Annotated in this window: 24 protein-coding genes; 8 read left to right on the top strand and 16 right to left on the bottom strand. The window is 57.8% G+C overall.

Going from position 1 to position 24,759, the window contains the following annotated elements; genetic code table 11:
• Positions 1-136 precede the first annotated feature (136 nt).
• Positions 137-1,207, top strand: coding sequence for an aminopeptidase (locus QPM17_RS08080; protein ID WP_285390142.1), 1,071 nt, complete (start codon positions 137-139; stop codon positions 1,205-1,207).
• On the opposite strand, the gene argA is transcribed toward QPM17_RS08080, so the two are convergent.
• From argA to coaBC, 7 genes are all read right to left on the bottom strand, one after another.
• Positions 1,178-2,488 (bottom strand): amino-acid N-acetyltransferase, encoded by a 1,311-nt coding sequence (gene argA, locus QPM17_RS08075; protein WP_285390141.1) that lies wholly within the window; start codon positions 2,486-2,488, stop codon positions 1,178-1,180. The genes QPM17_RS08080 and argA overlap by 30 nt on opposite strands.
• A 180-nt stretch (positions 2,489-2,668) precedes the next feature.
• Entirely contained in the window at positions 2,669-3,829 is a 1,161-nt protein-coding gene (gene argE, locus QPM17_RS08070) for an acetylornithine deacetylase (RefSeq protein WP_285390140.1), read from the bottom strand.
• A 26-nt stretch (positions 3,830-3,855) separates the two neighbouring features.
• Complete coding sequence (locus QPM17_RS08065) at positions 3,856-5,109, bottom strand: LSm family protein (RefSeq protein ID WP_285390139.1); 1,254 nt, start codon at positions 5,107-5,109, stop codon at positions 3,856-3,858.
• A 22-nt stretch (positions 5,110-5,131) separates the two neighbouring features.
• Complete coding sequence (gene argB / locus QPM17_RS08060; RefSeq protein ID WP_285390138.1) at positions 5,132-6,028, bottom strand: acetylglutamate kinase; 897 nt, start codon at positions 6,026-6,028, stop codon at positions 5,132-5,134.
• A 58-nt stretch (positions 6,029-6,086) separates the two neighbouring features.
• Positions 6,087-8,717, bottom strand: coding sequence for a phosphomannomutase/phosphoglucomutase (locus QPM17_RS08055; protein WP_285390137.1), 2,631 nt, complete (start codon positions 8,715-8,717; stop codon positions 6,087-6,089).
• 85 nt (positions 8,718-8,802) lie between these two features.
• A complete protein-coding gene (gene dut / locus QPM17_RS08050) occupies positions 8,803-9,264 on the bottom strand; it encodes a dUTP diphosphatase (RefSeq protein ID WP_285390136.1) in 462 nt (153 codons plus the stop codon).
• A 12-nt stretch (positions 9,265-9,276) separates the two neighbouring features.
• The gene (gene coaBC / locus QPM17_RS08045; RefSeq protein ID WP_285390135.1) at positions 9,277-10,491 is read right to left on the bottom strand and encodes a bifunctional phosphopantothenoylcysteine decarboxylase/phosphopantothenate--cysteine ligase CoaBC; all 1,215 of its coding nucleotides are present in this window, start codon (positions 10,489-10,491) and stop codon (positions 9,277-9,279) included.
• A gap of 166 nt (positions 10,492-10,657) precedes the next feature.
• On the opposite strand from coaBC, the gene radC reads away from it, so the two are divergent.
• The 3 genes from radC (at position 10,658) to rpmG (ending at position 11,937) form a co-directional block, all read left to right on the top strand.
• On the top strand, positions 10,658-11,332 hold the full coding sequence (radC, locus tag QPM17_RS08040) for a RadC family protein (protein WP_285390134.1): 675 nt from the start codon (positions 10,658-10,660) through the stop codon (positions 11,330-11,332).
• Positions 11,333-11,533: 201 nt separating this feature from the next.
• Positions 11,534-11,770, top strand: a complete 237-nt coding sequence (rpmB, locus tag QPM17_RS08035) for a 50S ribosomal protein L28 (protein ID WP_027829915.1) — start codon at positions 11,534-11,536, stop codon at positions 11,768-11,770.
• 11 nt (positions 11,771-11,781) lie between these two features.
• The gene (rpmG, locus tag QPM17_RS08030; RefSeq protein ID WP_007153739.1) at positions 11,782-11,937 is read left to right on the top strand and encodes a 50S ribosomal protein L33; all 156 of its coding nucleotides are present in this window, start codon (positions 11,782-11,784) and stop codon (positions 11,935-11,937) included.
• Positions 11,938-12,008: 71 nt separating this feature from the next.
• Here rpmG and QPM17_RS08025 read toward each other — a convergent pair whose 3' ends face one another.
• From QPM17_RS08025 to QPM17_RS08015, 3 genes are all read right to left on the bottom strand, one after another.
• Complete coding sequence (locus QPM17_RS08025; RefSeq protein WP_285390133.1) at positions 12,009-12,869, bottom strand: endonuclease/exonuclease/phosphatase family protein; 861 nt, start codon at positions 12,867-12,869, stop codon at positions 12,009-12,011.
• Positions 12,870-12,929: 60 nt separating this feature from the next.
• Entirely contained in the window at positions 12,930-13,568 is a 639-nt protein-coding gene (locus QPM17_RS08020) for a thiol:disulfide interchange protein DsbA/DsbL (protein ID WP_285390132.1), read from the bottom strand.
• Between the two features lie 142 nt (positions 13,569-13,710).
• Positions 13,711-14,319 carry a c-type cytochrome gene (locus tag QPM17_RS08015; protein WP_285390131.1) on the bottom strand — a complete coding sequence of 203 codons (609 nt, stop codon included), beginning with the start codon at positions 14,317-14,319 and terminating at the stop codon, positions 13,711-13,713.
• A 174-nt stretch (positions 14,320-14,493) separates the two neighbouring features.
• Here QPM17_RS08015 and yihA point away from each other — a divergent pair, with 174 nt between their 5' ends.
• Complete coding sequence (gene yihA / locus QPM17_RS08010; protein ID WP_285390130.1) at positions 14,494-15,120, top strand: ribosome biogenesis GTP-binding protein YihA/YsxC; 627 nt, start codon at positions 14,494-14,496, stop codon at positions 15,118-15,120.
• On the opposite strand, the gene gntR is transcribed toward yihA, so the two are convergent.
• The 6 genes from gntR to QPM17_RS07980 all read right to left on the bottom strand — a co-directional run bounded on the left by gntR (position 15,117) and on the right by QPM17_RS07980 (position 20,615).
• Positions 15,117-16,115 carry a gluconate operon transcriptional repressor GntR gene (gntR, locus tag QPM17_RS08005; RefSeq protein WP_285390129.1) on the bottom strand — a complete coding sequence of 333 codons (999 nt, stop codon included), beginning with the start codon at positions 16,113-16,115 and terminating at the stop codon, positions 15,117-15,119. The genes yihA and gntR overlap by 4 nt on opposite strands.
• An 18-nt stretch (positions 16,116-16,133) precedes the next feature.
• Complete coding sequence (locus tag QPM17_RS08000; RefSeq protein ID WP_285390128.1) at positions 16,134-16,679, bottom strand: gluconokinase; 546 nt, start codon at positions 16,677-16,679, stop codon at positions 16,134-16,136.
• 1 nt (position 16,680) lies between these two features.
• Positions 16,681-17,997, bottom strand: coding sequence for a TRAP transporter large permease (locus tag QPM17_RS07995; RefSeq protein WP_285390127.1), 1,317 nt, complete (start codon positions 17,995-17,997; stop codon positions 16,681-16,683).
• Positions 17,997-18,581 (bottom strand): TRAP transporter small permease subunit, encoded by a 585-nt coding sequence (locus tag QPM17_RS07990; protein WP_285390126.1) that lies wholly within the window; start codon positions 18,579-18,581, stop codon positions 17,997-17,999. Before QPM17_RS07990 ends, QPM17_RS07995 begins: the two co-directional genes overlap by 1 nt.
• A 68-nt stretch (positions 18,582-18,649) precedes the next feature.
• Positions 18,650-19,660: a TRAP transporter substrate-binding protein gene (locus tag QPM17_RS07985; RefSeq protein ID WP_285390125.1), complete on the bottom strand. Its 1,011-nt coding sequence runs from the start codon at positions 19,658-19,660 to the stop codon at positions 18,650-18,652.
• A 250-nt stretch (positions 19,661-19,910) separates the two neighbouring features.
• Entirely contained in the window at positions 19,911-20,615 is a 705-nt protein-coding gene (locus tag QPM17_RS07980; RefSeq protein WP_285390124.1) for a TetR/AcrR family transcriptional regulator, read from the bottom strand.
• Positions 20,616-20,782: 167 nt separating this feature from the next.
• Between QPM17_RS07980 and QPM17_RS07975 the strand changes: the two genes are divergently transcribed.
• From QPM17_RS07975 to QPM17_RS07965, 3 genes are all read left to right on the top strand, one after another.
• Positions 20,783-22,228, top strand: a complete 1,446-nt coding sequence (locus tag QPM17_RS07975; RefSeq protein ID WP_285390123.1) for a coniferyl aldehyde dehydrogenase — start codon at positions 20,783-20,785, stop codon at positions 22,226-22,228.
• A gap of 197 nt (positions 22,229-22,425) precedes the next feature.
• Positions 22,426-23,070 carry a hypothetical protein gene (locus QPM17_RS07970; protein WP_285390122.1) on the top strand — a complete coding sequence of 215 codons (645 nt, stop codon included), beginning with the start codon at positions 22,426-22,428 and terminating at the stop codon, positions 23,068-23,070.
• 29 nt (positions 23,071-23,099) lie between these two features.
• Positions 23,100-24,692, top strand: a complete 1,593-nt coding sequence (locus QPM17_RS07965; RefSeq protein ID WP_285390121.1) for a GMC family oxidoreductase — start codon at positions 23,100-23,102, stop codon at positions 24,690-24,692.
• Positions 24,693-24,759: the final 67 nt, after the last annotated feature.

The raw sequence follows: 24,759 nt of genomic DNA, 5'->3' as shown, positions 1-24,759 counted from the left end.
GCAGTCGGGCAGACTGTTCCGGTCACCGGCCGGTATCCCTGAAAGGCAGCGACAGCTGCCTGCTACTTGGGGGAACATAGCTGTAATATAAACCCTGGCCGACTTGCCAGCCAGCAAATGAACAACAGCGTGAACCATGACACAGCTTAGTCAGATCTACCTCGTTATGCTACTGATAACGACACTTTCCGGGTGTACGACCTTAGGCTATTACAGCCAGGCGGTCAGTGGCCATCTTTCACTGATGTTGTCCTCGCAACCGGTTTCCGAACTCCTCGACGCGCCCTCAACACCGCCGCCCCTGCAACAGAAACTCAGTGTCGCAAATGACGCTCGTGAGTTTGCCGCAGGCAGGCTTGCGCTGCCCGTAGGCGATGCTTTTTCAACCTATGCCGAACTGGGGCGGCCCTGGGTTGTAGTAAACCTGGTGGCTGTTCCGGAATTTTCCCTTGAAGCGCACCAGTGGTGCTATCCGGTGATTGGCTGCCAGTCTTACCGTGGTTACTACGAGCTTGAAAAAGCCCGGCGGGAGCAACGGTCATTCATTGAAAAGGGCTACGATACGTTTATCGGCGGTGTTACTGCCTATTCTACACTGGGCTGGTTTGACGACCCGCTCCACACCGGGTTTACCGCTCTTTCTGACAACCGCATGGTATCCCTCATGTTCCATGAGCTGGCTCATCGTGTTGTCTATATCAATGACGATACGGCCTTCAATGAAAGCTTTGCCACCGCAGTGGAGCTGGAGGGCCTGCGTCTGTGGCTGGATCAACGGGGTGACGAAGAAGGCTTCCAGAGGGCTCTGGCGCGGTTGCGGCAACGCAACCAGACCCTCGCCCTGGTTGAGGCTGCGTCCCGGCAACTGAACGCCCTCTATGAGCAGCAGGGGGCGCTGCCGGAGACCGAGCTTCGGCAACACAAGGCAGAAATATTCAGCAACCTGAAGGACGATTACCAGGCGATTTCGACAGACTGGGACCAGCCCGGTCCGTTCGGAGAAAACCCCGGGGAACTCAATAACGCCAACCTCGCCCTGTTCAGCCAGTACAACCAGCATGTGCCTGCGTTCCGGCAACTGCTCCGGGATAATGAGAGCGACTTCAGGGCCTTTTACAGGGCGGTGGCGGACCTTTCCGTACAACCGCCAGAAGTCCGCCAGCAGACACTGGCCCGACTAGGCCAGCGCTTTCACGAAGACCTTTGAGTTTCTCTGGGTGTTGTAAGACGCCAGTTTGAGACCGGGCAGCTCCCGTACGGTAGATGGCTGGAAACCCCGCTCCCGGAACCAGTGCTCGGTCTGTGTGGTGAGAACGAACAACCGTTGCATGCCCTGTCCCCGGGCCAGTTTCTCGATCATCGCCAAAATTTCGTCGCCGCGACCAGCACGTCGGTAGGCCTGGTCTACCGCGAAACAGGACAGCTCGCCCGCGTTCTCATCCGGATAATGATAAAGGGCCGCACACCCGACAATCGTGCCATCCCGCTCAGCCACTACGAAACTGCCAATTTCCGTTTCCAGCATTTCCCGTGAACGGCGCACCAGGATGCCCTGCTCTTCCAGGGGCTGGATCAGCTCGAGTATGCCACCGATGTCTTCCACCCTGGCCTGGCGGATCTGTTCATAATTATCACTACTGACCAGGGTGCCGGAACCGTCACGGGTAAAAAGCTCCTCCAGCAACGCACCATCGTCCGCGTAGCTGATGATATGGGCCCGCCGCACGCCTCTCACACAGGCATCGCAGGCAGCCCGCAAAAGATCCCCATCGTGACCCTGCACCATGCCGGCGGCCAGACGATCGGAAGCCTGCCGCGCAGACAATTCACGCATCAGCTGACCGTCATCGTCAAGAAGGCCCTGGTTCTCGGTAAACATGATCAGCTTCTCAGCCTGCAGCGCAGCGGCAACCTGGCTGCCCACATCCTCGTAGGACAGGTTGAACGCATCCCCCGTGGGTGAATACCCAAGTGGCGGCAAAAGCACGATGTGTCCCAGCTCCAGCAGCTTCTCGATACCGGTCACATCCACCCGGCGCACCCGGCCGGTGTGGCCGAAATCGATTCCATCCAGCACGCCCACCGGCCTTGCCGTGACATAGTTGCCGCTGCTAACCCGTATACGCGCATTGTGCATGGGCGAATTAACCAACCCCATGGAAAGCTGACTTTCGAGGAACGCCCGCAAGCCACCAATTGCTTCCAGCACCAATGGTAATTGCTGCTCCGGCGTTACCCGCAATCCGCGGTGAAAACTGGATTCCTCACTGGCATTATCCAATCGTGTCTGAATCTGTGGCCTGGCGCCAAATGCCACCACCAGCTTGATACCCAGACTGCTGAGCAATGCTATGTCATGAATGATATTGATCAGGTTGCCATGGGCAATCGCATCGCCCCCAATGGTCAACACCACTGTGCGACCCCGGTGAGCGTTTATATAAGGCGATGAGTGGCGGAATCCATGCAACCATTCGTTCGATTTCAAACTCTTCTCCTGCGAGTCTTCAGCTTCTGGAGTCTTCCGGGTATTGACGGGACACTTCCCCAAAACACGCCCGTGAATACGTCCCTGTAGGGCTCGGTCGCGCCATCCCTGGCGCTCCACGGTTTTGGGAAAGTGTCCCGCCAATACCCTCGTTATTCTATTGAGTTGCCTTCCTGCGGATTAAAGACAGAACTCTTTAATCAGTCCCTTGAGGATTCTTACAGCCGGGTCCAGTTGTGACAGCTCCAGAAACTCGTCCGGTTGGTGGGCCTGGTCGATATAGCCCGGACCCATGACCAGGGTTTCCAATCCCAGTTTCTGCAACCAGGGTGCTTCGGTTGCGAAGGCTACAGCTTCTGCGGTATGGCCTGTGAGTTTTTCACAAGCACGGACCAGTTCAGCATCAGCTGGGGTTTCGAATGGTGGAACGCCATCGAACAACGGCTCGAATTCCATCGAGAGCTCGCGGCTTTTCGCCAGTGGCTGCAGCTTATGGAGAATTTCCTGGCGCAGCACTTTCATGTCCATTCCCGGCAAGGGGCGCAAATCAAAGTGCAGCTCGCAACGGGCGCAGATGCGGTTGGGGTTGTCGCCACCGTGGATGCAGCCCAGGTTCATGGTGGGCACCTGGACCTTGAAATTGGGGTTGCTGTATTTCGCCTGCCAGCCGGAACGAAGGGCCAGCAGTTCGCCCAGTGCTTCGTGCATGCCTTCCATGGCATTGCGGCCCAGGGACGGGTCAGAGGAATGGCCGGACTGGCCTTCGAACACGAGCCGCTCCATCATGATGCCCTTGTGCATGCGTACGGGCCTGAGGCCGGTGGGCTCGCCAATCACTGCATAGCGGGCCTTGGGGCGGCCGGCTTCTGCCAGTGCCCGGGCGCCGTTCATGGAGCTTTCCTCGTCAGCGGTGGCGAGGATGATCAGCGGCTGCTTCAGTTCCTCCCCCACGAAGGCCCGTGCCGCTTCGATGGCGAGCGGGAAAAAACCCTTCATGTCGCAGGTGCCAAGCCCATACCAGCGGCCATCCCGCTCGGTGAGGGTAAAAGGGTCACTCTGCCAGCGCTTGTCGTCGAAGGGTACGGTATCCGTGTGGCCGGAGAGCACCAGCCCGCCGGGGCCGCTGCCCAGGGTGGCGATCATATTGTATTTGCCCGGCATCCCCGGCACTTCCAGCAGTTCGACATTAAAGCCCATGGGCTCCAGCCATTCCGCCAAAGTACGCACCACCGGTTCGTTGCTATGGTCCCAGTCAGCCGAGGCACTGCTGATCGAAGGTTGGGAGATCAGCCTAGTGAGCATTTCACGAATGCCTGGCAGGTGTTGTGTGGATCCGGACATAGAAAACTCTCCGTCCCGTCTCCGGGCTAGCGGGCCTGGCCGTGACGCCAGACCTCAAAAGTTGCAATCAGGCGGATGGCAATAGGATAGGCCACTTCACCGCCATCCAGAAGCCGCGCGACTTCCATCCGCGAGTCGCCGACGCTCACCAGACGACCTTCGACAACGTTACCATTCTCCAGCGTGACTCTCACCGTCTGCCCGGCCCAGGACTCGGCATCCTCCTTGTCCACGGTATTCCAGCCGGCAACCATAACGGTACTGCTGTCACCGTTTTCGCCAGGGACAACCGGCTCCAGCATGGCTTCCGGCTGTTCCGGTACCTGGGGCTCCACACGCGCCAGATAGACATCCGGCACTGCCGAGCGATTGTAACGGACATTCAGACTGGCGCCGCCGGCTTCCCCGTCTTCCCTCACAGGCACACCCCACAAGGGGGCCGACGGATCCAGTTCCAGGGTCAGCTCACCCCCTTCAGTCAGCCATTGGCGATACAGGGCCAGCAACTGGCCGCTGGCCTCGAAGCCACGGGCCCTCAATCCATCACTGAAGGAATCCATAACGATGCTGGTCCACTCTCCGGTTTCTACACCGGCTTCCCGCGAACAGTAGGCTGATATCCGTCGCATCAGACCACCATCCCGAAGGGTCACCGTCATTATCGACTGCGTGGAGCCTGCAAGACCGGCCAGGTCCAGGGGGTTCAGCCGTGCGCCGGGCCAGTCCACTTCGACACTGCCGGCATTGGCCGTTGTCAGCTCCCCGTAGAGACCATCGGAACGCTGTAAAACAAGCCCCTCGCCCGACACTCCGGATATTCCGATCCGAAGCAGGTCGCCGCTCCCAAGGTGCTGGCGGTGGTCCGGACCGCAAACCGGGGCGAACAGGGCCGGTGCCCTGTCACCTGCGGCCGTCACCCAGTTGCGAAACATGTTGGTATCCAGCGTCAGGCGCAGATTTTCCGCCTGTAGTGACCAGTGCGCGGGGAGATCTGCCGGATCCAGCAGGGCAACCAGTAATGCAACAGGTGAGCCCGCGTTGAATATCAAACGGTCGAACTCCACGGGTCTGGTCAGACGGAAATCCTGGTAGCTGCCATCGCCCAGCACAAGCCGTCCTTCAATACCGGAACGGATCTCACCACGGTCGATCACGCCGGCGTCTTCCACCGCCTTGCGGGCCTCGGAAAGTCTCTGATCCGCGAGCCACCAGACTGCCCCCTTGAAAAACACATAGCCGATCAGCGTCAGGACAACGAGAAAGGTCAGCAGGCGCTTCATGAATCATTCCTCTCGGGCGTCATCAGTTACGGGAGATGAGCGTGCCCACGCCTTCATCCGTGAAGATTTCCAGCAGCGTCGCATGGGCTACCCGGCCGTCGATGATATGAGAGGTCCGGACCCCGTTCTCCACCGCGCTCAGAGCGCAGCGGATTTTCGGCAACATGCCACCGTGGATGGTGCCGTCCTCAATCAGCTCGTTGACCTGGTTAGCGGTCAAGCCGGTCAACACCTTGCCATCCTTGCTCTTGAGACCTGATACGTTCGTCAGCAGTATCAGTTTTTCAGCCTTCATGGCTTCCGCCACCTTGCCCGCCACCAGATCAGCGTTGATGTTGTAGGACGTACCGTCCGGGCCAACGCCAATAGGTGCAATCACCGGAATCACATTACTGCGGGTGAGCATCTCGATGACTTCGACGTTCACACTTTCAACTTCCCCGACATGGCCAATGTCGATAATTTCAGGCCGCTCAAGTTCCGGAGAGCGGTTCATCACTTCCAGCTTGCGGGCGCGGATGAGGTTTGCGTCCTTGCCAGTCAGACCAACGGCCGTGCCACCATGGGAATTGATCAGCGAAACAATCTGCTTGTTCACCAGACCACCCAGTACCATTTCCACCACGTCCATGGTCTGGCTGTCGGTGACCCGCATTCCATTCACGAAGTTGGATTTGATGTTGAGCCGCTCCAGCAACTCTCCAATCTGCGGCCCACCACCATGAACCACAATGGGGTTGATACCAACGAGTTTCATCAACACTACATCGCGGGCGAAACTGCTTTTCAGCTCTTCGTTCTCCATGGCGTTACCGCCGTACTTGATCACGACTGTCTTGCCAGTAAACCGCTGAATATAGGGCAGCCCCTTACTCAGTACTGCCGATACCTGCATTGCTGTTTCACGATCCAGAGCCATTCATATTGCCTTGTCAGTAAAATATCCAGTCATTGGTTCTTGCGTTTTTTCAGAGCCGTCAGAAATCGGCGACAAGATCCGGTGCCGTTTTCTGCAGCTGCTCACGGAATACGGTCTTGATGCGCTCCAGCGCCTCCTCCGTTTCCGCCTCAAAGCGAAGCACCAGCGCTGGTGTGGTATTGGACGCACGACAAAGCCCCCAGCCATCGGCATATTCTACGCGTATGCCATCTATGGTGCTGATATTGGCGTCACCAAAATCACCCTCTTTCCCTAGGCGCTCCACCAGCCCGAACTTGGTGTCTTCCGACACCTCAACGTTCAGTTCAGGCGTGCTGATGTCCTCGGGAAAGTCCTCAAAGACTTCATCGCAGTGGCGGTCCTCGATGCCCAGAATTTCCAGCAGCCGTGCAGCGGAATACAGACCGTCATCGAAGCCGAACCAGCGCTCACCAAAGAAGATGTGACCGCTCATTTCGCCGGCCAGAAGCGCCCCGGTTTCTTTCATCTTTGCCTTCATCAGGGAATGGCCGGATTTCCACATGATCGGTCGGCCACCGGCCTCGGAGATCACCCCTGCCAGACGGCGGCTGCACTTCACATCGTATATGACATCGGCACCCGGATTTCGGGATACGACATCCCGGGCAAAGAGCATCAGCAGACGGTCTGGCCAGATAATCTTGCCGGTATTGGTCACCAGGCCCAGGCGGTCGCCATCACCGTCGAAAGCCAGGCCGATGTCGGCCCCCTCGGTTTTCACCCGTTCGATCAGGTCTGCCAGATTCTCCGGCTTGCCGGGATCCGGGTGATGATTGGGGAAATTGCCATCCACCTCGCAGTAAAGCGGTATGACCTCACAACCCAGCTCTTCAATCAGCAGTGGCGCCAGCTCACCGGCGATACCGTTGCCCGCATCCACCACCACTTTCAGTGGTGCCGCTACCGCAATATCACCAACAATGCGGTCCAGGTAGGCACGGCGAACGTCTTCTGAAGACTGGACGCCATGGCCACTGGAAAAATCACCGGTACGGATACGTTGCAACAGTTTCTGGATGGCGTCACCGGAAAGGGTTTCTCCCCCCAGCATGATCTTCAGACCGTTGTAGTTGGCAGGATTGTGACTGCCAGTAACCATGACTCCGGAACCGGTACCCAGCTCATGGGTTGCAAAATAGAGCACAGGCGTTGGCACCGCGCCCACATGAATCACATTGCACCCGGTGGCCATCACACCCGTCGCCAGGGCATCCGCCAGTTCAGGGCTGGAATGGCGGCCATCGTAGCCGATACACAGACTGTTCACACCGCGTGCTATGGCCTCGCTGCCAACCGCCCGGCCGATCACGGTGACAATATCGGGGGTCAGGGTTTCTCCCACAATGCCGCGGATATCATAGGCACGGAATATGGTATCCGAAACCTCAGCGTCCGGCAGGCGCACCTCTTCCACGTCGGGTGTGTCCTCCGGACCGCCAGAACCACCAAAGCCCAGCACATCGTCATCACCATCCAGCATATCAATGTCCAGCATATCCTTGTCCTGGAACAGGGGCTCGTCGGCGGCAGGCTGTGCAGCCTGGCCTCCGGATCCCGCCTTGGGGCGCGCAGATTCACCGGCCTTGGCCACCCGCTTTTCCACCATCTGGGCAAGACGGTGCAACACTTCAGCCGTTGACGCCACCATGTCCCATTTCAGGACGGGAGGTTTGATCCGCTCACCCCCGAACACCTTGTGGGCCCACTGGATCAGAACTGTCACATCCTGCCTCAACCCTCTCTGTGCGCTTCCCAGAAGCAGCCAGACAACGATCGCCGCAACCACCGCCGGCACCAGGGCAAGAATTATTACCAGGGTGCTGTTGAATAACGGAGCCGGGGGTGACGAAGGCCGGTACTGGAGTTCCCAGTCCGGATTGGCAAGATCACGCGTCTGGACCTGGCCGTTGCCGCTTCCCCGGCTGACAATCGTGCGGGTCGAGCCGTCAACAGACTGGACCAGGGAGAACTGCCCTCCCAGCTCTTCGTTGACCCCGGACATCAGCGGCTGCAGCTGTGCCGTACTGAAAACCACCAGCATACTGCCGGCGACGGCGCGACTCTGGGGATTACGCACTGGCGCAGCCAGTTGCAGGTACCATTGCCCATCCCGTGGAAAGGCGTCCGGGTAGAGTCTCTGACCGGTTTCGGCCCGCCGCGCCAATTCAAGACCGGCAAAGCCCAGGGTTGGCTCGCTGGCGCTGCGCGGAATATCACCATAGGGGAACAGGTACACGGCCTCGATTCCCGGTAACGTACCGGCAAGATCAGCGACTGCATCTTGCCGGGAACCCTCTCCCTGCAGAGCAGACAGCACGTGATCCTGGCTTGCGACACCCTCCACGGCAGACTGCAACAACGCTAGCCGCTGGTTAACCCTCACCGCAGCAGCGTCAGCCTCCAGGGCGGCCTGCATCTCGTAACGACGAGCCTCCGAAGGTGCAGCGAACAGAAAATAAAGCAGGGCAGCAGTGACGACTCCCGCCAGAACAACGACCAGAGCCTGGCCTATGGCAACGGAACTCAGCCGCTTATGGCGCGGGCCGCCAGCCGTCTTCCTGTCTTTGCTCTGTTTTTTTGCCTGCTTCCCGCCTGGATTCCTGTCAGATGCAGCCTCGTCAGAGTTCTTCTTTTTGCCAAGCTTCATAGTCCATCCTGCTGGTGTTTTTTCGCCCGGATTCTTCACTTATCAGGGAAGTATAGACCCTGAACGCTTTTCTGCGCCCGTGGCCTCAGCGGCTGCCCGTTGAGCCGAACCCACCGTCTCCGCGTAAACTGGCATCGAAGGATGACACCACCTCAAAGTCCGCCTGTACCACTGGCACAAGTATCAACTGGGCGATGCGTTCTCCAACGTCAACGGTAAATTCAGATTGCCCGCGATTCCAGCAGGACACCATCAGCTCGCCCTGGTAATCAGAGTCAATCAGCCCCACCAGGTTGCCCAATACAATGCCGTGCTTGTGCCCGAGGCCGCTGCGGGGAAGAATCATTGCCGCCAGCGACGGGTCGGCTATGTGGATTGAGAGACCGGTTCTGATCAGCTCGGTCTGGCCGGGCTTCAGGGTCAACGGCCTATCGAGACAGGCACGCAGATCAAGACCGGCGGAGCCTTCGGTTGCGTAGTGAGGAAAGGGTACGGTATCGCCAATCCGGTCATCCAGAATGCGAACCTGAAATGTCTTGCGGGTCATTGATGTTCCTTGTCAGCAAGCGCCGGAAGGGCCAGCCTTTTCAGTAAGTTGGTCTGCGATCAGAGCGATCAGCCGTTGCGCAAGCACGGTCTTGGAGCCCGGACCAATGGACTCATGTCCCTCAGGCCAGAAAACGGTAACGGCGTTATTGTCACTGTTAAAACCAAGTCCGGGTGCCGACACATCGTTGGCGACAATCATATTGAGCTTTTTCCGTGTCAGTTTGTCGAGGGCGTAGTGCTCAATATCACGGGTTTCCGCAGCAAACCCGACCGTAAAAGGCGCATCATCGCGGGCTGCTATGGTAGCGAGGGTGTCGGGGTTGCGCACCAGTGACAGGCTCATACTTTTGTTCGACTTCTTGATCTTGTCACCAGCACAGGTATCGGGACGATAGTCGGCCACCGCAGCTGTAGCAACAAACAGGTCACATCCTTCGTTGACCGCCCTTTCGGTCTCTTCCAGCATATCCTGTGCAGTCATTACGCCCCGAACTTCCACGCCAACAGGCGCATCGATAGACACCGGGCCGCTGACCAGAACCACCTCCGCGCCTGCAGCCCGGGCAGCAGCAGCAAGGGCGTAGCCCATTTTGCCGGAACTGTGGTTGCTGATGTATCGAACCGGATCGATGGGCTCCCTGGTCGGGCCAGCCGTGATAACCACCCGCCTGCCGGCAAGCGGACCCGAGGCTTTTCCGGCAATCAGATCATGGAGCGCCGCTGGCTCAAGCATTCTGCCCGGCCCCAGATCTCCGCACGCCTGCGCGCCCTGGTCCGGCCCCCAGAGGCTGACCTGGGGATCCGCCTTCAGCAAGTCGACGTTGCGCTGCGTCCGCCCGTTACTCCACATCGCCTGGTTCATGGCCGGAGCCACTGCAATAGGCGCCTCCGTGGCGCAGCAGAGGGTGGTCAGCAAATCGTCCGCCATGCCCTGAGCCAGACGGGCCATGAAATCTGCGGAGGCAGGCGCGATGACCACCTGGTCCGCCCATTTCGCCAGCTCGATATGACCCATACCGGACTCGGCTTCCGGATCCAGCAATGAGGTTCTGACCGGCTCGCCACTGAGTGCCTGGAATGTTAACGGCGTTACAAAGGCCTCCGCGCCCCGGGTCATCACCACCCGGACTTCATGGCCTGATTTCTTCAGCAGTCGGACAAGCTCTGCACTTTTATAGGCGGCAATACCGCCAGTCACGCCCAGCAGGATTCGTTTAGCAGCCATAGCGGCTCCGTATCCATCATGAAATGAAAGGCTTATAAGATAGCACGCCAGACCGCTGCCGGCAGCCTGTCACACATGGTAGAATTTCATCAATCTGAACCGGCCGCCAGCAATATCAGCGGCGCAAGCGCAGGAAGCGCATCCCACCGACTGAAAGGACTCAATCATGCCCGATACCAACTGGCCCAACGATGAACGACCACGGGAGCGGCTGCTGGCCCATGGCGCGGGGAGCCTCTCCGATGCCGAACTGCTGGCGATTTTTCTGCGAACCGGCACGCCGGGCATGCCTGTTATGGCGCTCGCCCGCCACCTGACTGAAACCTTTGGCGGCCTGCGTGGCCTGATGACCGCCTCCAGGCGGCAATTCTGCGACGTAAAGGGCCTGGGAACCGCAAAATACGCTCAGGTGCAGGCCGCCATGGAAATGGCCCGACGGGTGATGGATGAGCCACTGCGACAGGGTGATCCACTTCGCTCACCCGAGGACACGCGCCTTTTTCTGCGCAGCCGGCTTGGCACCTACCCCCATGAAGTGTTCTCCGGTCTGTTTCTCGATAACCGTCATAGGGTCATTCGCTATCAGGAGTTGTTTCGAGGAACAATTGATGGTGCCGCGGTCTACCCACGGGAGGTCGTCAGACAGGCCCTGGAGTTCAACGCGGCAGCCGTTATTTTTGCCCACAATCATCCTTCGGGCGTCGCGGAACCGAGTCAGTCCGACATCTCCCTTACCAGAAGACTGAAAGAGGCGCTGGGACTGGTGGACATCAGGGTTCTTGACCATATGGTTGTCGGCCATGGTGAGGTAATATCCCTTGCTGAAAGAGGTCTGATGTAGGCCCTTTCGGATTTCACCTGGAAACTGGTCGAATTCCCAACAATTTTTTGCGTTGGGGCGGCAGTTCTGGTATAAAAGCGTCCCTTTACTGGCGGCGTCTGGCGGGCAGCGTGCAATTTCAAGGCGCAGGTAGCGACCAGAGACGCAATTAAACGAATCAAATACGCATTTTCAGGACCAAAGCTCAGGTCGGAGGCAAGTATGTCCAGAGTCTGTCAGGTTACCGGTAAGCGACCGGTCACCGGTAACAACGTTTCTCACGCGATGAACCACTCACGTCGTCGTTTTCTGCCCAACCTGCAGAACCATCGCTTCTGGGTTGAATCAGAGAAGCGCTTCGTAAAGCTGCGCGTATCCACCAAGGGTATGCGTGTTATCGACAAAAAAGGCATTGACGCTGTGCTGGCCGATCTTCGTGCCCGCGGCGAGAAATTTTAAGGAGCCGCATCATGCGCGAGAAAATCAAGCTGGTTTCATCAGCAGGTACTGGTCATTTCTACACGACCAACAAGAACAAGCGTAACACGCCGGAAAAAATCGAGATCAAAAAGTACGATCCGGTTGTCCGCAAGCACGTTGCGTACAAGGAAGCGAAGATCAAGTAAGATCCTCGCCACCTGAAAAACCCGGCCACGGCCGGGTTTTTTTGTGCCCGCTGCCCCGATAACCGGCGTTGCTAGAATGTTTCCAGGTAACCCTGGGGCAACTTGATGTCCATGGCAATGGGCAGGTGATCCGACACCGGGTAGCTGACCACCTCCGACCGCCGTATCTCCAGGCTCGGGCTCACCAGGATATGATCCAGTGCCCGCTCCGGTCGCCAGCTTGGAAAACTGTGAGCCGTATCCGGCAGCGGTACCAGATTCGAGTGTTTCAGCGGCGTATTGCTGAGCAACTCTTCGGCGTGATTGTTGAGATCCCCCATCAGGACCACATGCTGATACTCGGCAATCAACTCCTGAATATAGGCCAGTTGACGCTGTTGGGCCGCCTTGCTCAGGGACAGATGCATCATCACCAGAACCAGAGGGTCTTCCTTGACGCCGTAGCGTGCAACGATGGCCCCCCGGCCGGGAATCAGCCCCGGCAGGCGGTGTTCCGTCACATCCAGTGGCTTAAAGCGGCTGAGCAGGCCGTTACTGTGCTGCGCCAGCTGTCCCAGGTTGCGATTGAGCTGCTGGTACCAGTATGGAATGCCTGACGCCTCGGCCAGATACTGCACCTGGTTTATGTAACCGCTTCGCAGGCTGCCCCCGTCACATTCCTGCAGCGCGATCACATCGTAGTTGCTGAGCAATGTGGCAATACGATCCAGGTTCTGGATCCGTTTGCCATGGGGAAGAAAGTGCTGCCAGCTGCGGGTGAAGTAGTGGCGATACGAGGACGTGTTGATGCCGACCTGAATATTGAACGTCAGCAGCCGGATATGGCGATGGGCTTCAAATTCCGGGACATGATCGTCACCAGAACTGGTCCCGCGGGGGCCATTCGCTGGCTTCAGAATTCCATGTAGCTGCTTGCGAATACGGTTATACATTATGATGGCAGCTCTGGCTGAGGGCGACCCCGGTCAGCGTTCGCTGACCGGGGCCAGAAATTACTCACCCTGACCGGCACGCTCCTGCTCGACCAGGTAATCAACCACTTCCAGTACCGCTTCATGTCCGCCAGCCATTGAGGCCGTGACCCGATACTTACCATTAACAATCATAGTCGGTGTGCCGGTCACGCGCGCGCCGCGGATTTTGGCCTGTGCCTGCTGCATTTTGGCATTTACACCGAAGCTATTGTAATTATTGAGGAATTCCTCACCGTCCACGCCATGATCTTCCACGAAGTCGGCCAGAGCCTCACCCGAATTCAACGGGCGGCGCTCGCCAGCCAATGCCTCAAACAGCGCATCGTGAACCTTGTCCAGCTCGCCCATTGCCTGCAAGGCATAGAATGCCTTGGCATGTGGCTCCCAGGAACTGCCCAGGGCGGCAGGTATATTTACGTAATTAACATATTCCGGGGCGTTTTCAACCCAGTTTTCGATCAGGGGCTTGAATGTATAGCAATGGGGGCAGCCGTACCAGAACACTTCAGCGACCTCTACACCACTTTCACTCGCTGTCCTCACCGGGGTATCCAGCACCTGGTAGTGCTTGCCCTCTTCCCAGGTGGCAGCGCTGGCCTGGACCATGAAAGACATGGCCAGAATGGATAATGCGGCGTTCCGGATTATTCCGATCATTCATTATCTCCGGTTATCAAGTTGGACGATTTGGAAGGATTATGACTCACCAGACCTGAAAAGTTCCACCAGACTGGGATTAAAGAGCAGCAACCAACAAAAAACCCCGCAAAAGCGGGGTTTTTGAAGGCGCTGTAACCGGTCAGTTAAGACCTGAAACGTAGCTTGCCACCGCTTCGATCTCGGCATCGGTCAGCTTGGCGGCAACGTCCATCATTATAGAGGCGTTCTGGCCAGCTGCACGCTCGCCATCACGGTAGGCCTTGAGCTGCTTCGCAACGTAATCGGCAGTCTGGCCGCTGAGCCTGGGATAGCCTGCAGGCTCGTTACCGATGCCCCGTGGATTGTGGCAGCCGGCACAGGCGGGAACACCAGAGGCCATGTTGCCGCCCCGGTAAAGTGCCTGCCCTTCATCAACCAGGTCCGGATCAGCCTGAGCAACCGTGATGTCCTGCTCATTGAAATAGGCTGCAAGATCGCGAAGATCCTGATCGGACATGTTATCCAGCAGGCCAGTCATCTCTGCAATTTCGCGATCCTTGTCCTTGATCAGAACCAACTGCTGGTACAGATATTTTTCCCCGATACCGGAAAGCTTGGGGTAAACAGCCATCACCGGCTTTGCTCCACCCTCGCCATGACAGCCTGCACACACTGCTGCATTTGCTTCGCCTGCTTCAGGATCTCCTGCCCCGTGAGCCATCGCTGTGAGGCCAACACCGAGAACAACTCCTGCGATCAGTTTTTTCATGCTCGCTCCGCTTCTCTCATCCAAAAGTTTTCTTCGTTATGCAGCCGGCAGGCACGGGCCCGAAAGGCACAAACCGGGGCTGATGAGCAGCAACGTTCAGCGTGCTGCCCGGAATTGGTGTAGCATTATACATTAATCCCTGATAACTGAAATCCAATAGGAATACCAACACCCGTGTCACCTGATCTGACTCAAAAAAGCATCTCTTTCAACAGTGCCCGATTTCTGACCAGCGCCTCCCGCCTGGAGGAATGCCCTCCGGACCACGGCGCGGAAGTGGCCTTTGCAGGGCGTTCCAACGCGGGCAAGTCCAGCGCCATTAATTGCATCACCACCAATGGCAAGTTGGCGCGTACCAGTAAAACCCCGGGGCGCACCCGTCTGATCAACTTCTTTTCCCTCAACCGGGAAAACTGTCGCCTGGTGGACTTGCCCGGGTATGGCTACGCCAAGGTATCAAGGGACATGAAAGACGACTGGCAGAAACACCTTGGGCACTACCTGAATGACCGACGCTGTCTGCGCGGGCTGGTTCTGGTCATGGACATACGCCACCCGTTGACGGATTTCGACCAAATGATGGTGGAATGGTGTGAACATAACAAGCTTCCTCTGATGATTCTTGCCACCAAGGCTGACAAACTGAAATTCGGCCAGGCCAAGACGGCGATGATGGGCATCGCCAAAAAGCTTGAAGCGTTTCAATGCCTGGAACATCTGGTCATGTTCTCGGCAACGTCAAAGCGGGGGGTTGAGGAGTGTCGTGAGGCGCTGACTGCCTGGCTGGAAACTGACGGCTAAAGCGTGCCTCCACGCTCTATCCGGTAACCCAGGTCGATACGCTGCTGGGTGATCCCGGCACCACCCAGGCGAGCAAGCAACTCTTCGGCGGCTCTCTGGCCCACCGCTTCCCGTGGAGTGATCACGCTTGCCAGTGGCGGCACCATGACACGGCCAACGTCATGGCCATGAAAGCCGGCGATCGCGATCCGCTCCGGCACGGGAATACCCCGGCGCTGGCACTCGAAAAACGCACCGATGGCAACGTCGTCGTTGGTGCAGAAGATACCGTCGGTTTCGGGGTTCTCCTCCAGTATTCTCGCCATCAGGGTGGCGCCGACACTGAAAGACGACCGCTGTTCGCTGCGCAGGGTTACCGGTGTTAGTCCCTCCTCTTCCATAGCCTGACTGTACCCTTCCTGTCGCTGAAGGGTACGGGCATCCAGCCGCACCGCCAGATAGACCACTCGCCTTCGCCCGAGCCGGATCATTTCCCGCACCATATCCCGGGCGGCGCTGACGTTGTCGAACCCGACAGCCTGCTCGAACGGCGTCGAATGCGTGTCCATGATTTCCACCGTAGGCACCCCGGCGGTCTGCAGCATCCGCAGCGTACGCTCGGTGTGCTGGCTTTCAGAGAGAATCACACCGTCCACGTTGTATGACAACAGGGAAGACAGGCTGCGTTCCTCAATCTCGGGGCTGTACCCGTAGTGGGACAGCATCAGGTGATAACCGGCAGGCTCGGTGACCGATTCCACGCCCTTGATAACATCCGCAAACACCTGGTTGGTCAGTGACGGAAGCAGGACACCGATGGCATGGCTGGTAGACCTGGAAAGCAGGTCCGGCGCGCGGTTGGGGATGTACCCCAGCACTTCCGCCTCGGCAAAGATTCGCTCCCGCATGGACTTGGAGACATTGTCCGCACCGCGCAGACAACGACTGACCGTCATCTTGGTGGCGCCCACCCGGTCGGCAATATCCTGCAATGTAGGGCGTTTATTCTTTACCATCTACTGCTCCCAAAATGGTCAAAGGTGCCTATCATACCCGAGCCGCGCCAGGCAGTGGCCAATCACCTGTTCCGGCGAGCCGGATACATCGACGACAACGGCATTTTCATCCGCGCCCGGCTCTTCCAATAGCTGAAACTGACTTTCCAGCATCGCACGGCCATTGAAGTAATGGTCCGTGCGCCTGGAATGCCGCGTCCAAATGGTTTCAAAATCCCCCTTGAGATAGACAAAGCAAGCTTGTGGGTTGCCATTCCGCAAGCGCTCGCGGTAGGCACGTTTAAGGGCCGAACAGGCCAGAACCAGCCCGCCCTCTTCCCTTCGCATCAGCTTCGCCAGGTCATCCAGCCAGCCAAGGCGGTCCGCATCGGTCAGCGGAATACCGGCCGCCATTTTTTCAACGTTGGCGCGACTGTGATAATCGTCCGCATCGTAGAACGGAACCCCCAGTTTTCTGGCCAGCAGGGTTCCGGTGAGGCTCTTGCCGCACCCGGACACACCCATTACAACTACTTTGGGCACCCTTGTTTCCGCCGTCTCACGCACATTTTTTACGTCACTCATGTCACTGCCACCATAGTGCCAACTGAGGGAAGGCGATCAGCAGACCCAGAGCAACCACCTGGAGGGCGATAAACGGCAACAGGGCACGGAAAATCTCGCCCAGGGAAATGTCTTTTGGCGTCACGGTCTTGAGATAGAAAGCGGCAGGGCCAAAAGGCGGCGAAAGGAAAGACACCTGCATGTTCATACAGAACACCACCCCGAACCAGATCGGACTGTAGCCCAGCTCCGTCACGATCGGTACGAAGATCGGCATGGTCAGCAGGGCAACCCCAACCCAGTCCAGGAACATGCCCAGGATCAGCAGTATCAACATCATGAACAGGATCGTGGTCAGGCCATGGCCACCACTGACAGCGAAGACCATGTCACGGACGAAATCGATACCGCCCATAAGGTTGTAGACGCCGACCAGCGCCGTTGCACCGATACCGATCCAGATGATCATACCGCACACCCGCAGTGTGCTGATGGTCGCCTTACGTACCATGGCAAGGGACAGCTCACCGCGAATCCAGGTACTGATGGCAATCCCCATCACACCCAGGGCGGAGGCTTCCGTTACCGACGCCACGCCACCATAGATACTGCCCAGCACCACAACCACCGACAACAGGGGAAACAGCAGCGCCTTGAAGAAGTTCGGCATCGGCGTTTCGGGCGCGTCCTGATCTGAAGGTAGCGGTGCCATCTTCGGGTTCAGCCAGACCCGGATCAACACATACCCCATATAGAGCAGCGCCAGTATCAGCGCAGGCAGGAAGGCACCCTTGAACAGGTCACCAATGGAGACGTTGGCGGTCAACCCGTAAATAATCAGCACGATACTGGGCGGCAGCATGGTGCCAAGTGCGCCGCCGGCACAGGTGGTGCCTATGGCCAGTTTACGGTCGTACCCCAGGCGCAGCATCTGCGGCAGTGCCAGGATACCCAGCAACACTGTTTCGCCACCAATGACACCGGACATGGAGGCCAGGATGACAGCTACGACCAGAGTCTGGACGGCTACGCCACCACGGAGTTTGCGCCCCAGGCGGGCCATGGCGTCGAACAGGTCTTTGGCGATACCGGAATGATCCAGCAGCGACGCCATCAAAACGAACATGGGCACGGCCAGGAACACATAGTTGCCGATAAAGCTGTAAAGGCGACTGCTGACAATGGGCAAGGCATCCGGACCGAACCAGCCCAGCGCGAAAACAAGGGCAACCAGGCCGGTGGCAAACGCCAGCTGCATACCGGTCAGCAGCAGGACAATCAGCATGACCAGCATCAACAGGCTGCCGTAGCCGATGCCCATGGAGGCAAGCTCAAACATTATTTATCTCCCTTGCCACGAAGATCGCGGATCAGGTGCAACACAAACTGGAGCGTCATGGTGGCCACTGCAACCAGGATGATCACCTTGAGCAGTGCGGGGAACGGCGGATTCCAGGCTGAGCCGGAGGTTTCCAGGCGAATGTCACCCCAGGGGGCCAGAACTGCGGCCTTCGTCATCGACCAACTGGCAAACAGCAGCATGCCGGAAAAGGCGAGGCCCAACAGGTGGTGTACCACCCGCAGCCAACGCTGGACACGGGGCGAAACCGCATCGTAAATCAGCACGATGCGAACGTGCCGATCAGTCGCCAGTGCATAAAGCCCGCCAATAATGAACAGGGTGGCACCTGCAAAGGTGACAGTTTCGTGCACCCAGAGTGTCGGAGCATCGAAAACGTAGCGCCGTATGATCTCGTAGAATGACACCAGCACGATCAACGCAAATACCAGGCTCAGTTTCTTGCCCAGCCAGACGATAGCCCTGTCCAGCCAGGTAAAGCCCACGTCGTCGTCCTTGTCAGGCAGGACAATCCCACGCTCGGGGCCAGCGCCCTGAGCGGGCTTATTTTCTTCAACAGACATAACGAACTCCTCGCTCCGGTTACCGGACAGGTACCCGGAGGCTGATATCGAGGGAAGCGGCTACTTGCTTAAAGGAGGCCCTGAGACTCAAGGTAGTCGGTCACCGACTGGTACACCTTCCCGGCATTGGGCGACTGTTCGGCGTAGGCTTTCCACTGATCGCGGGCGATAGCACGGAACTTACGGCGCTCCTCTGCGGACCAGTCGTGAATGGTGATGTCCGGATTGGCACGTGCTTCATTGACCGCCTCCCTGTCCGCCATTGCCAGCTGCGTGCTGATGTCCTGGGCGAAGTCCCGGGCAGAGACCGTCATAATAGACCGGATGTCCTCCGGCAGCTTTTTCCATTCCTTGAGATCCATGGCAATCTCGATGAGCGGCAGGGAATGGAACCCGGGATAGACCGGGTGGGCGGCGATGTCGTTGAGGCCTGCTTCGTGATTGGTGGAGAAGACTGTGTAATCAGCCGCATCAATCACGCCCTTGCTCAGAGCGGTGTACACCTCGGAACCCGGCAGGTTCACTGGTGAGGCGCCAGCTGCCGCAAATACCGACTGCACCAGCCCCTCTGGCGCGCGCATTTTCAACCCTTCGAGATCCTCCACGCCATTAAGTGGCTTCTTCGACACGAAGGATTCAAGGCCGGTACCACCGCCGCCGACAAACTTGACGCCGTACGGCTGATACAGCTCATTCATCAACTCATAGCCACCGCCATGGTTGATGTAATCAATGAGCTGGTCAGGACTGGACCAGGCACCGACCGTATTGCCGATCAGTCCGAATGCCGGGTCCTTGCCGGAAAAATAGCCGGTCACCGAGATATGACCGTCCAGAACGCCCATTTTCATGGCACCGAGGGTTTCGGTATGACTGACCACACTGCCCACGGGCAACAGGTCAATTTCGACGCGGCCACCGGTCATTGCTTCCACACGGTCGGCCCAGGCCTGTTGAATCTCGAAGTTTTTGACACCGGAAGGATCTGACGACTGAAACTTGAAGTTGTAATCAGCAGCAAAAGCATTGAAAGCCAGGGTGGCTGACAGCAAACCGGTTGCGAGCCTTGTCGGGAACATATTGGTATCTCCTGATTGTTTTTGTGCCGGCATATATTACCGGTAACATTTACGATTCTATTGGATTTAAAATGCGTTGACAAGGATGCGGTGAACAGCTTCTGCGCGGGATAAAGGCAATAAAAAACCGGCCTGCATGACAGGCCGGTAAAACGTCAGGGTTTGCGACGTGCTAAAACCTGAGAACTCACTCAGGTGACACCGTGAATGTCCGAATTCCCGATGTCGTAGTTATTGACACGTCAGTTGATCAAAAGTTCCCCAATTTCTGGCTCTTTCGGCAGGCTTCCAGTGAGGCCTCTGCAGACTCTGGCAACTGAGGACGGTATTTTTCCCGTAGTGCCATCACCCGATCCCGGTAATCAGCAGTCAGGTAAGGGATTTCAAGGGTCAGAACCTGATAGATCCCCTGTTTCAACTCGTTCAGAGTGAGGCTGGTGGACTCTTCAAGAGCGTGGGCGGTTTTCAGGAACGCCATCCAGTTGGTTATAACCAGCCATACATTCAAGGACATTGCAGAACGCAACTCGTCAGGCTGGGGCTGGATAATCCCCGCCTCGGCCAGTTTCTCGAAAATTCTGCTGATCGCCGCCAGACACCGGTTGGTGAATTCACGGTAGTCCTGGCGCAGGCGCCTGTCACTGTCGAGGAGGTATTCCAGATCACGATGGAAGAAGCGGTAACTCCAGAGTCCGTCAAACACTGATTCCAGGTAAAACGTCAGGTCCTCCAACGTAATAGGGCGGTTTTCCGGAATATCCAGATAGAAATCCACCAATTTTTCGTACTCCAGAAAAATCTCGTAAATGATGTCGGACTTGTTACGAAAGTGGTAGTACAGATTACCCGGGGAAATTGCCAGGTGAGCGGCGATATGGTTGGTGGTGATATTGCGCTCGCCCCTTTCGTTAAACAGTTCCAGGCTCGAAAGAAGAATCTTGTCTCGGGTTTTCATAGGCTCACAGTGGGTTGTTGTATGTGGGATGGCCCGATCCGCCATCCGGTCGCCTTGACTCACTAGAGTATATACTCTAATAATACCCGCAAGCGCAAATTGAATACATTTTCACCAATGTTATTCCCGGTACCGGCATGAGTCTGGAACCGCGAGGAGAGATCGATATGGTTGCCACCGTTGTCCAGCTGACAGAAAGCAAGAAGCAGATCCAACATACCCACCGGGTATTCGATGATCAGAAAAAGGCATTCCGCAACAACCCGATGCCATCCCTGACCGAGCGCCAGGAGAATTTGAAGCGCCTCAAGCGCGTGCTGATGACCAACCAGGACAAGTTGCTGGAGGCCATTGATCGGGATTTCAGCTGTCGCTCGAAGGACGAGTCGCTGATTGCTGAGGTGATGCCGTCCATCCAGGGCATCAACTACGCCCTGAAAAATCTTGAAAGCTGGATGAAGCCTTCCAAGCGCCACGTATCCGTCCTGTTCCAGCCGGCCAGCAACCGTGTTCACTACCAGCCCAAAGGCGTGGTAGGCGTAATTGTGCCCTGGAACTATCCGCTTTACCTGGCGGTTGGGCCGTTGGTGGCTTCGCTGGCTGCGGGCAACCGCACCATGATCAAAATGTCCGAGTTTACCCCCCACACCTCTGCCCTGTTCCGGGAGATTATCGAGTCCGCGTTCCCGGAGGATCTGGTGAGTGTGATTAACGGTGAGGCAGATGTGGCCGCGGACTTTTCCAGCCGGCCCTTCGACCACCTGCTGTTCACCGGTTCCACATCGGTGGGTAAGCTGGTAATGCGTGCAGCGGCCGAGAATCTGACGCCGGTAACGCTCGAACTGGGCGGCAAGTCGCCTGCTGTTGTGTCCCCGGATGTTCCCATGGAGGATGCTGCCCAGCGCATCGCCTTCGGCAAGGCTCTGAATGCGGGTCAGACCTGTGTGGCGCCAGACTATGTACTATGCCCGGCTGACCGGGTGCAGGCATTTGTGGATGAGTATCGCAACCAGTTTGCAAAGATGTACCCGAGCCTGCGGGACAATGATGATTACACGGCGATCATCAATGAACGCCAGTATGACCGGCTGCAGGGTTATCTTGAGGACGCCCGCAATAAGGGCGCGGAGCTGATTGAGATCAATCCGGCCCAGGAAAACCTGAAGGACGGCACCCGCAAGATGCCAATCACGCTGGCACTGAATACCACGCCGGATATGAAGATCATGCAGGACGAGATTTTCGGGCCGATTCTGCCGGTGGTCAGTTATGGCAAGCTGGATGAGGCGATTCACTACATCAATGACCGCCCGCGGCCGCTGGCGCTGTATTTCTTCGGCTATGACAAGTCAATGCAGACACATGTGGTCGAGAATACCCACTCGGGAGGTATGTGTATCAATGATGCACTGATGCATGTCGCCCAGGATGATCTGCCGTTTGGTGGCGTGGGGGATTCCGGCATGGGTCACTACCATGGCAAGGAAGGTTTCCTGACGTTCTCCCATCATCGGGCGATTTTCAGCAAACAGAAGTTCAACAGTGGCAAGTTTGTGTATGCGCCTCACGGTACGAGGGCGCACAAGATGGTATATAAGCTGTTTATTCGGTGATTGTTCCCAGCGCCTGATAGTTTCGGTGCTGGGAACCGGAGAGAACGACCGTCCGGGACACGCCGTGAATACGTCCATGTAGGCTCCTAAAACACATCCTTGTTTTTTAGGGTCCCGGACGGTCGTTCTCCCCGGTTCCTGCTGGCCTGGGGCTGGCTGTCCGAAAACAGAAAGACAATAAAAACAAGAGAGTCGATATGTCTGAAATCCACCCTCAATCCGTGCATATGGATATCCCCGCAACCACTATGGACCGCCGGAGTTTTCTTCGGGCGGGGCTTGGTGGTGCGATGTTTCTGGGTACCGTGAGTGTAACGGCAGGCCTGTCCGGGTGTGCGACTGCACCGGCGGGGCGGGACTATCCGATGCCGGAGGCGATGGACCGGAGCTATGAGTTCCGTTTTCTGACCCGTGACGACATTGTGCTGTTCGAGGCCCTGCTGCCAGCCATGGTCGGACCGGGGCTGTCCGGGGAGCCGGTTGTGCGGCGGCAGCAGGTTCAGGCCACCATTGAGCGTATCGATGCCGGCATTCACCAGTTCGGTCCGGCCAATCAGAAAGAGCTTCGCGGCCTGTTTGATCTGCTCAATTTCGGGCTGACCCGGGTAACCGTTGCGCGGGTGTGGTCCAGTTGGGAGAACGCCAGTACGGAAACGGCTCATGCATTTCTTGAGCGCTGGCGTACCAGTGGTATTGGCCTGTTCAACAACGGCTATATTGCGCTGACCAAGGTCAGTAACGTGGCGTTTTATGGCCATGAAGACCACTGGCACCTGTCCGGTTATCCCGGGCCTCCCGCATTTGCTGTGGACGCCCTGCCCCAGTTCAAAAACAACGCCTGAGCGGCCCACCTGCGTATCGGAGTATTGCAATGTCATTAACGGATCGTATCGCCCGTGGGCTCGAAGCTGGCTGGAAGGTCACCGACGGCGCCAGACTGACACAGAATCAGACCCACGAAGCGGATGTCGTGATCATCGGCACCGGCGCCGGTGGTGGCACCACAGCGGAAATACTGGCCAGGGCCGGGCTGTCGGTGATTCTTGTTGAGGAGGGTAGGCTCTATTACCAGAAAGACTTCAAGATGAACGAGCTTGACGCTTACGCCTCCCTTTACCAGGAAGGCATGAGCCGGGTGACCAGCGACGGCGCCATTGCCATTCTGCAAGGCCGTTGTGTGGGAGGTTCCACGACGGTGAACTGGACCTCGAGCTTCCGCACGCCGGAGCCGACCCTGAACCACTGGGCCAGCCGGTTCGGGCTGGACGGACTGAGCCCGGAGGCCATGAGACCCTGGTTCGATGGCCGCGAGCAGCGGCACAACATCGAACCCTGGCGCACCAACCCCAACGTCAACAACGACATCCTGCGCCAGGGCTGTGAGGCTCTGGGCTGGTCCTGGGAAGTCATTCCCCGCAACGTCAAAGGCTGCTGGAATCTGGGCTATTGTGGCGTGGGCTGCCCCACCAACGCCAAGCAGGGTGCCTTGACCACCACCATACCCGGCGCCCTGGACAACAACGCCCACCTGTTCCATGGCCTGAGGGCCGACAGGCTGGTAATGAAGCAGGACCGGATCGACCACCTGCAGGCCTCAGCCATGGCTGCCGACGGGGTATCACCCTCCGGTATCACCGTGGAACTGAAGGCAAAGCATTTCGTGGTTGCCGCCAGCGCCATCGGCTCACCGGGCCTGCTGCTGAGATCCGACATACCCGACCCCCACGACCGCATCGGCAAACGCACCTTTCTGCACCCCGTCAACGCGACGGTTGCGGAAATGCCGGACACCGTCGACCCTTACTACGGCGCACCCCAGTCGATCTACTCGGACGAATTCAACTTCTCCCGGGGCGTCGACGGGCCCGCCGGTTTCAAGCTGGAAGTACCACCCCTGCACCCGGCGATGTCTGCAGGTGTGGTCCCCGGCCACGGACAACAGCAGCTCAATGACCTGTCAAAACTGCCGCGGATGAACTCCGTTATCGCCCTGCTACGGGACGGGTTCCACCCCGACAGCGCCGGCGGCACCGTCAGCCTCCGCGACGACGGCAGCCCGGTACTGGACTACCCCGTCACCGACTACATCTGGCAGGGTGTGAAAGACGCCTTCTACAAAATGGCCGAAATCCAGTTCGCCGCCGGCGCCCGCAAAGTCCGCCTCATGCACCTGGATTCCCCCTGGTACAGCTCCTGGGCCGACGCCAGAGCCGGCATCGACAACCTGGCCATGAAACCGCACCGCGTCCGCCTGTTCACCGCCCACCAGATGGGCGGCTGCGGCATGGGCGGCAACCCGGAAGAATCCGTGGTCAACGGCTTCGGCGAACACCACCACGTCGCAAACCTCAGCATCCACGACGCCTCGATCTTCCCCACCAGCATAGGCGCCAACCCGCAGTTGTCGGTTTATGCCCTGGCGGCCAGAAACAGTACTCGGTTGGCCCAGAAGCTCAGCAGTTAGACTGAAGAGCGGCCAGCACATTGCCTGATGTGCCATGCGTGACGGCTTTCCAGGATTGTGTGAAGCC

This window comes from Marinobacter azerbaijanicus (assembly GCF_030250645.1).
Classification (GTDB): domain Bacteria; phylum Pseudomonadota; class Gammaproteobacteria; order Pseudomonadales; family Oleiphilaceae; genus Marinobacter; species Marinobacter azerbaijanicus.
This window is presented reverse-complemented; position numbering and strand designations above follow the sequence as displayed.

Excerpts from the sequence above, each read along its gene's own strand:
- QPM17_RS07970 (WP_285390122.1), top strand. The coding sequence starts at position 22,426 with ATGTCTGAAATCCACCCTCAATCCGTGCATATGGATATCCCCGCAACC.
- QPM17_RS07975 (WP_285390123.1), top strand. The coding sequence starts at position 20,783 with ATGGTTGCCACCGTTGTCCAGCTGACAGAAAGCAAGAAGCAGATCCAA.
- QPM17_RS07985 (WP_285390125.1), bottom strand. The coding sequence starts at position 19,660 with ATGTTCCCGACAAGGCTCGCAACCGGTTTGCTGTCAGCCACCCTGGCT.
- argB (WP_285390138.1), bottom strand. The coding sequence starts at position 6,028 with ATGGCTCTGGATCGTGAAACAGCAATGCAGGTATCGGCAGTACTGAGT.
- QPM17_RS07965 (WP_285390121.1), top strand. The coding sequence starts at position 23,100 with ATGTCATTAACGGATCGTATCGCCCGTGGGCTCGAAGCTGGCTGGAAG.
- radC (WP_285390134.1), top strand. The coding sequence starts at position 10,658 with ATGCCCGATACCAACTGGCCCAACGATGAACGACCACGGGAGCGGCTG.
- QPM17_RS08055 (WP_285390137.1), bottom strand. The coding sequence starts at position 8,717 with ATGAAGCTTGGCAAAAAGAAGAACTCTGACGAGGCTGCATCTGACAGG.
- gntR (WP_285390129.1), bottom strand. The coding sequence starts at position 16,115 with ATGGTAAAGAATAAACGCCCTACATTGCAGGATATTGCCGACCGGGTG.
- argE (WP_285390140.1), bottom strand. The coding sequence starts at position 3,829 with ATGTCCGGATCCACACAACACCTGCCAGGCATTCGTGAAATGCTCACT.
- QPM17_RS08015 (WP_285390131.1), bottom strand. The coding sequence starts at position 14,319 with ATGAAAAAACTGATCGCAGGAGTTGTTCTCGGTGTTGGCCTCACAGCG.
- QPM17_RS08080 (WP_285390142.1), top strand. The coding sequence starts at position 137 with ATGACACAGCTTAGTCAGATCTACCTCGTTATGCTACTGATAACGACA.
- rpmG (WP_007153739.1), top strand. The coding sequence starts at position 11,782 with ATGCGCGAGAAAATCAAGCTGGTTTCATCAGCAGGTACTGGTCATTTC.
- dut (WP_285390136.1), bottom strand. The coding sequence starts at position 9,264 with ATGACCCGCAAGACATTTCAGGTTCGCATTCTGGATGACCGGATTGGC.
- coaBC (WP_285390135.1), bottom strand. The coding sequence starts at position 10,491 with ATGGCTGCTAAACGAATCCTGCTGGGCGTGACTGGCGGTATTGCCGCC.
- QPM17_RS07980 (WP_285390124.1), bottom strand. The coding sequence starts at position 20,615 with ATGAAAACCCGAGACAAGATTCTTCTTTCGAGCCTGGAACTGTTTAAC.
- QPM17_RS07990 (WP_285390126.1), bottom strand. The coding sequence starts at position 18,581 with ATGTCTGTTGAAGAAAATAAGCCCGCTCAGGGCGCTGGCCCCGAGCGT.
- QPM17_RS08020 (WP_285390132.1), bottom strand. The coding sequence starts at position 13,568 with ATGATCGGAATAATCCGGAACGCCGCATTATCCATTCTGGCCATGTCT.
- rpmB (WP_027829915.1), top strand. The coding sequence starts at position 11,534 with ATGTCCAGAGTCTGTCAGGTTACCGGTAAGCGACCGGTCACCGGTAAC.
- QPM17_RS07995 (WP_285390127.1), bottom strand. The coding sequence starts at position 17,997 with ATGTTTGAGCTTGCCTCCATGGGCATCGGCTACGGCAGCCTGTTGATG.
- QPM17_RS08065 (WP_285390139.1), bottom strand. The coding sequence starts at position 5,109 with ATGAAGCGCCTGCTGACCTTTCTCGTTGTCCTGACGCTGATCGGCTAT.
- QPM17_RS08025 (WP_285390133.1), bottom strand. The coding sequence starts at position 12,869 with ATGTATAACCGTATTCGCAAGCAGCTACATGGAATTCTGAAGCCAGCG.
- QPM17_RS08000 (WP_285390128.1), bottom strand. The coding sequence starts at position 16,679 with ATGAGTGACGTAAAAAATGTGCGTGAGACGGCGGAAACAAGGGTGCCC.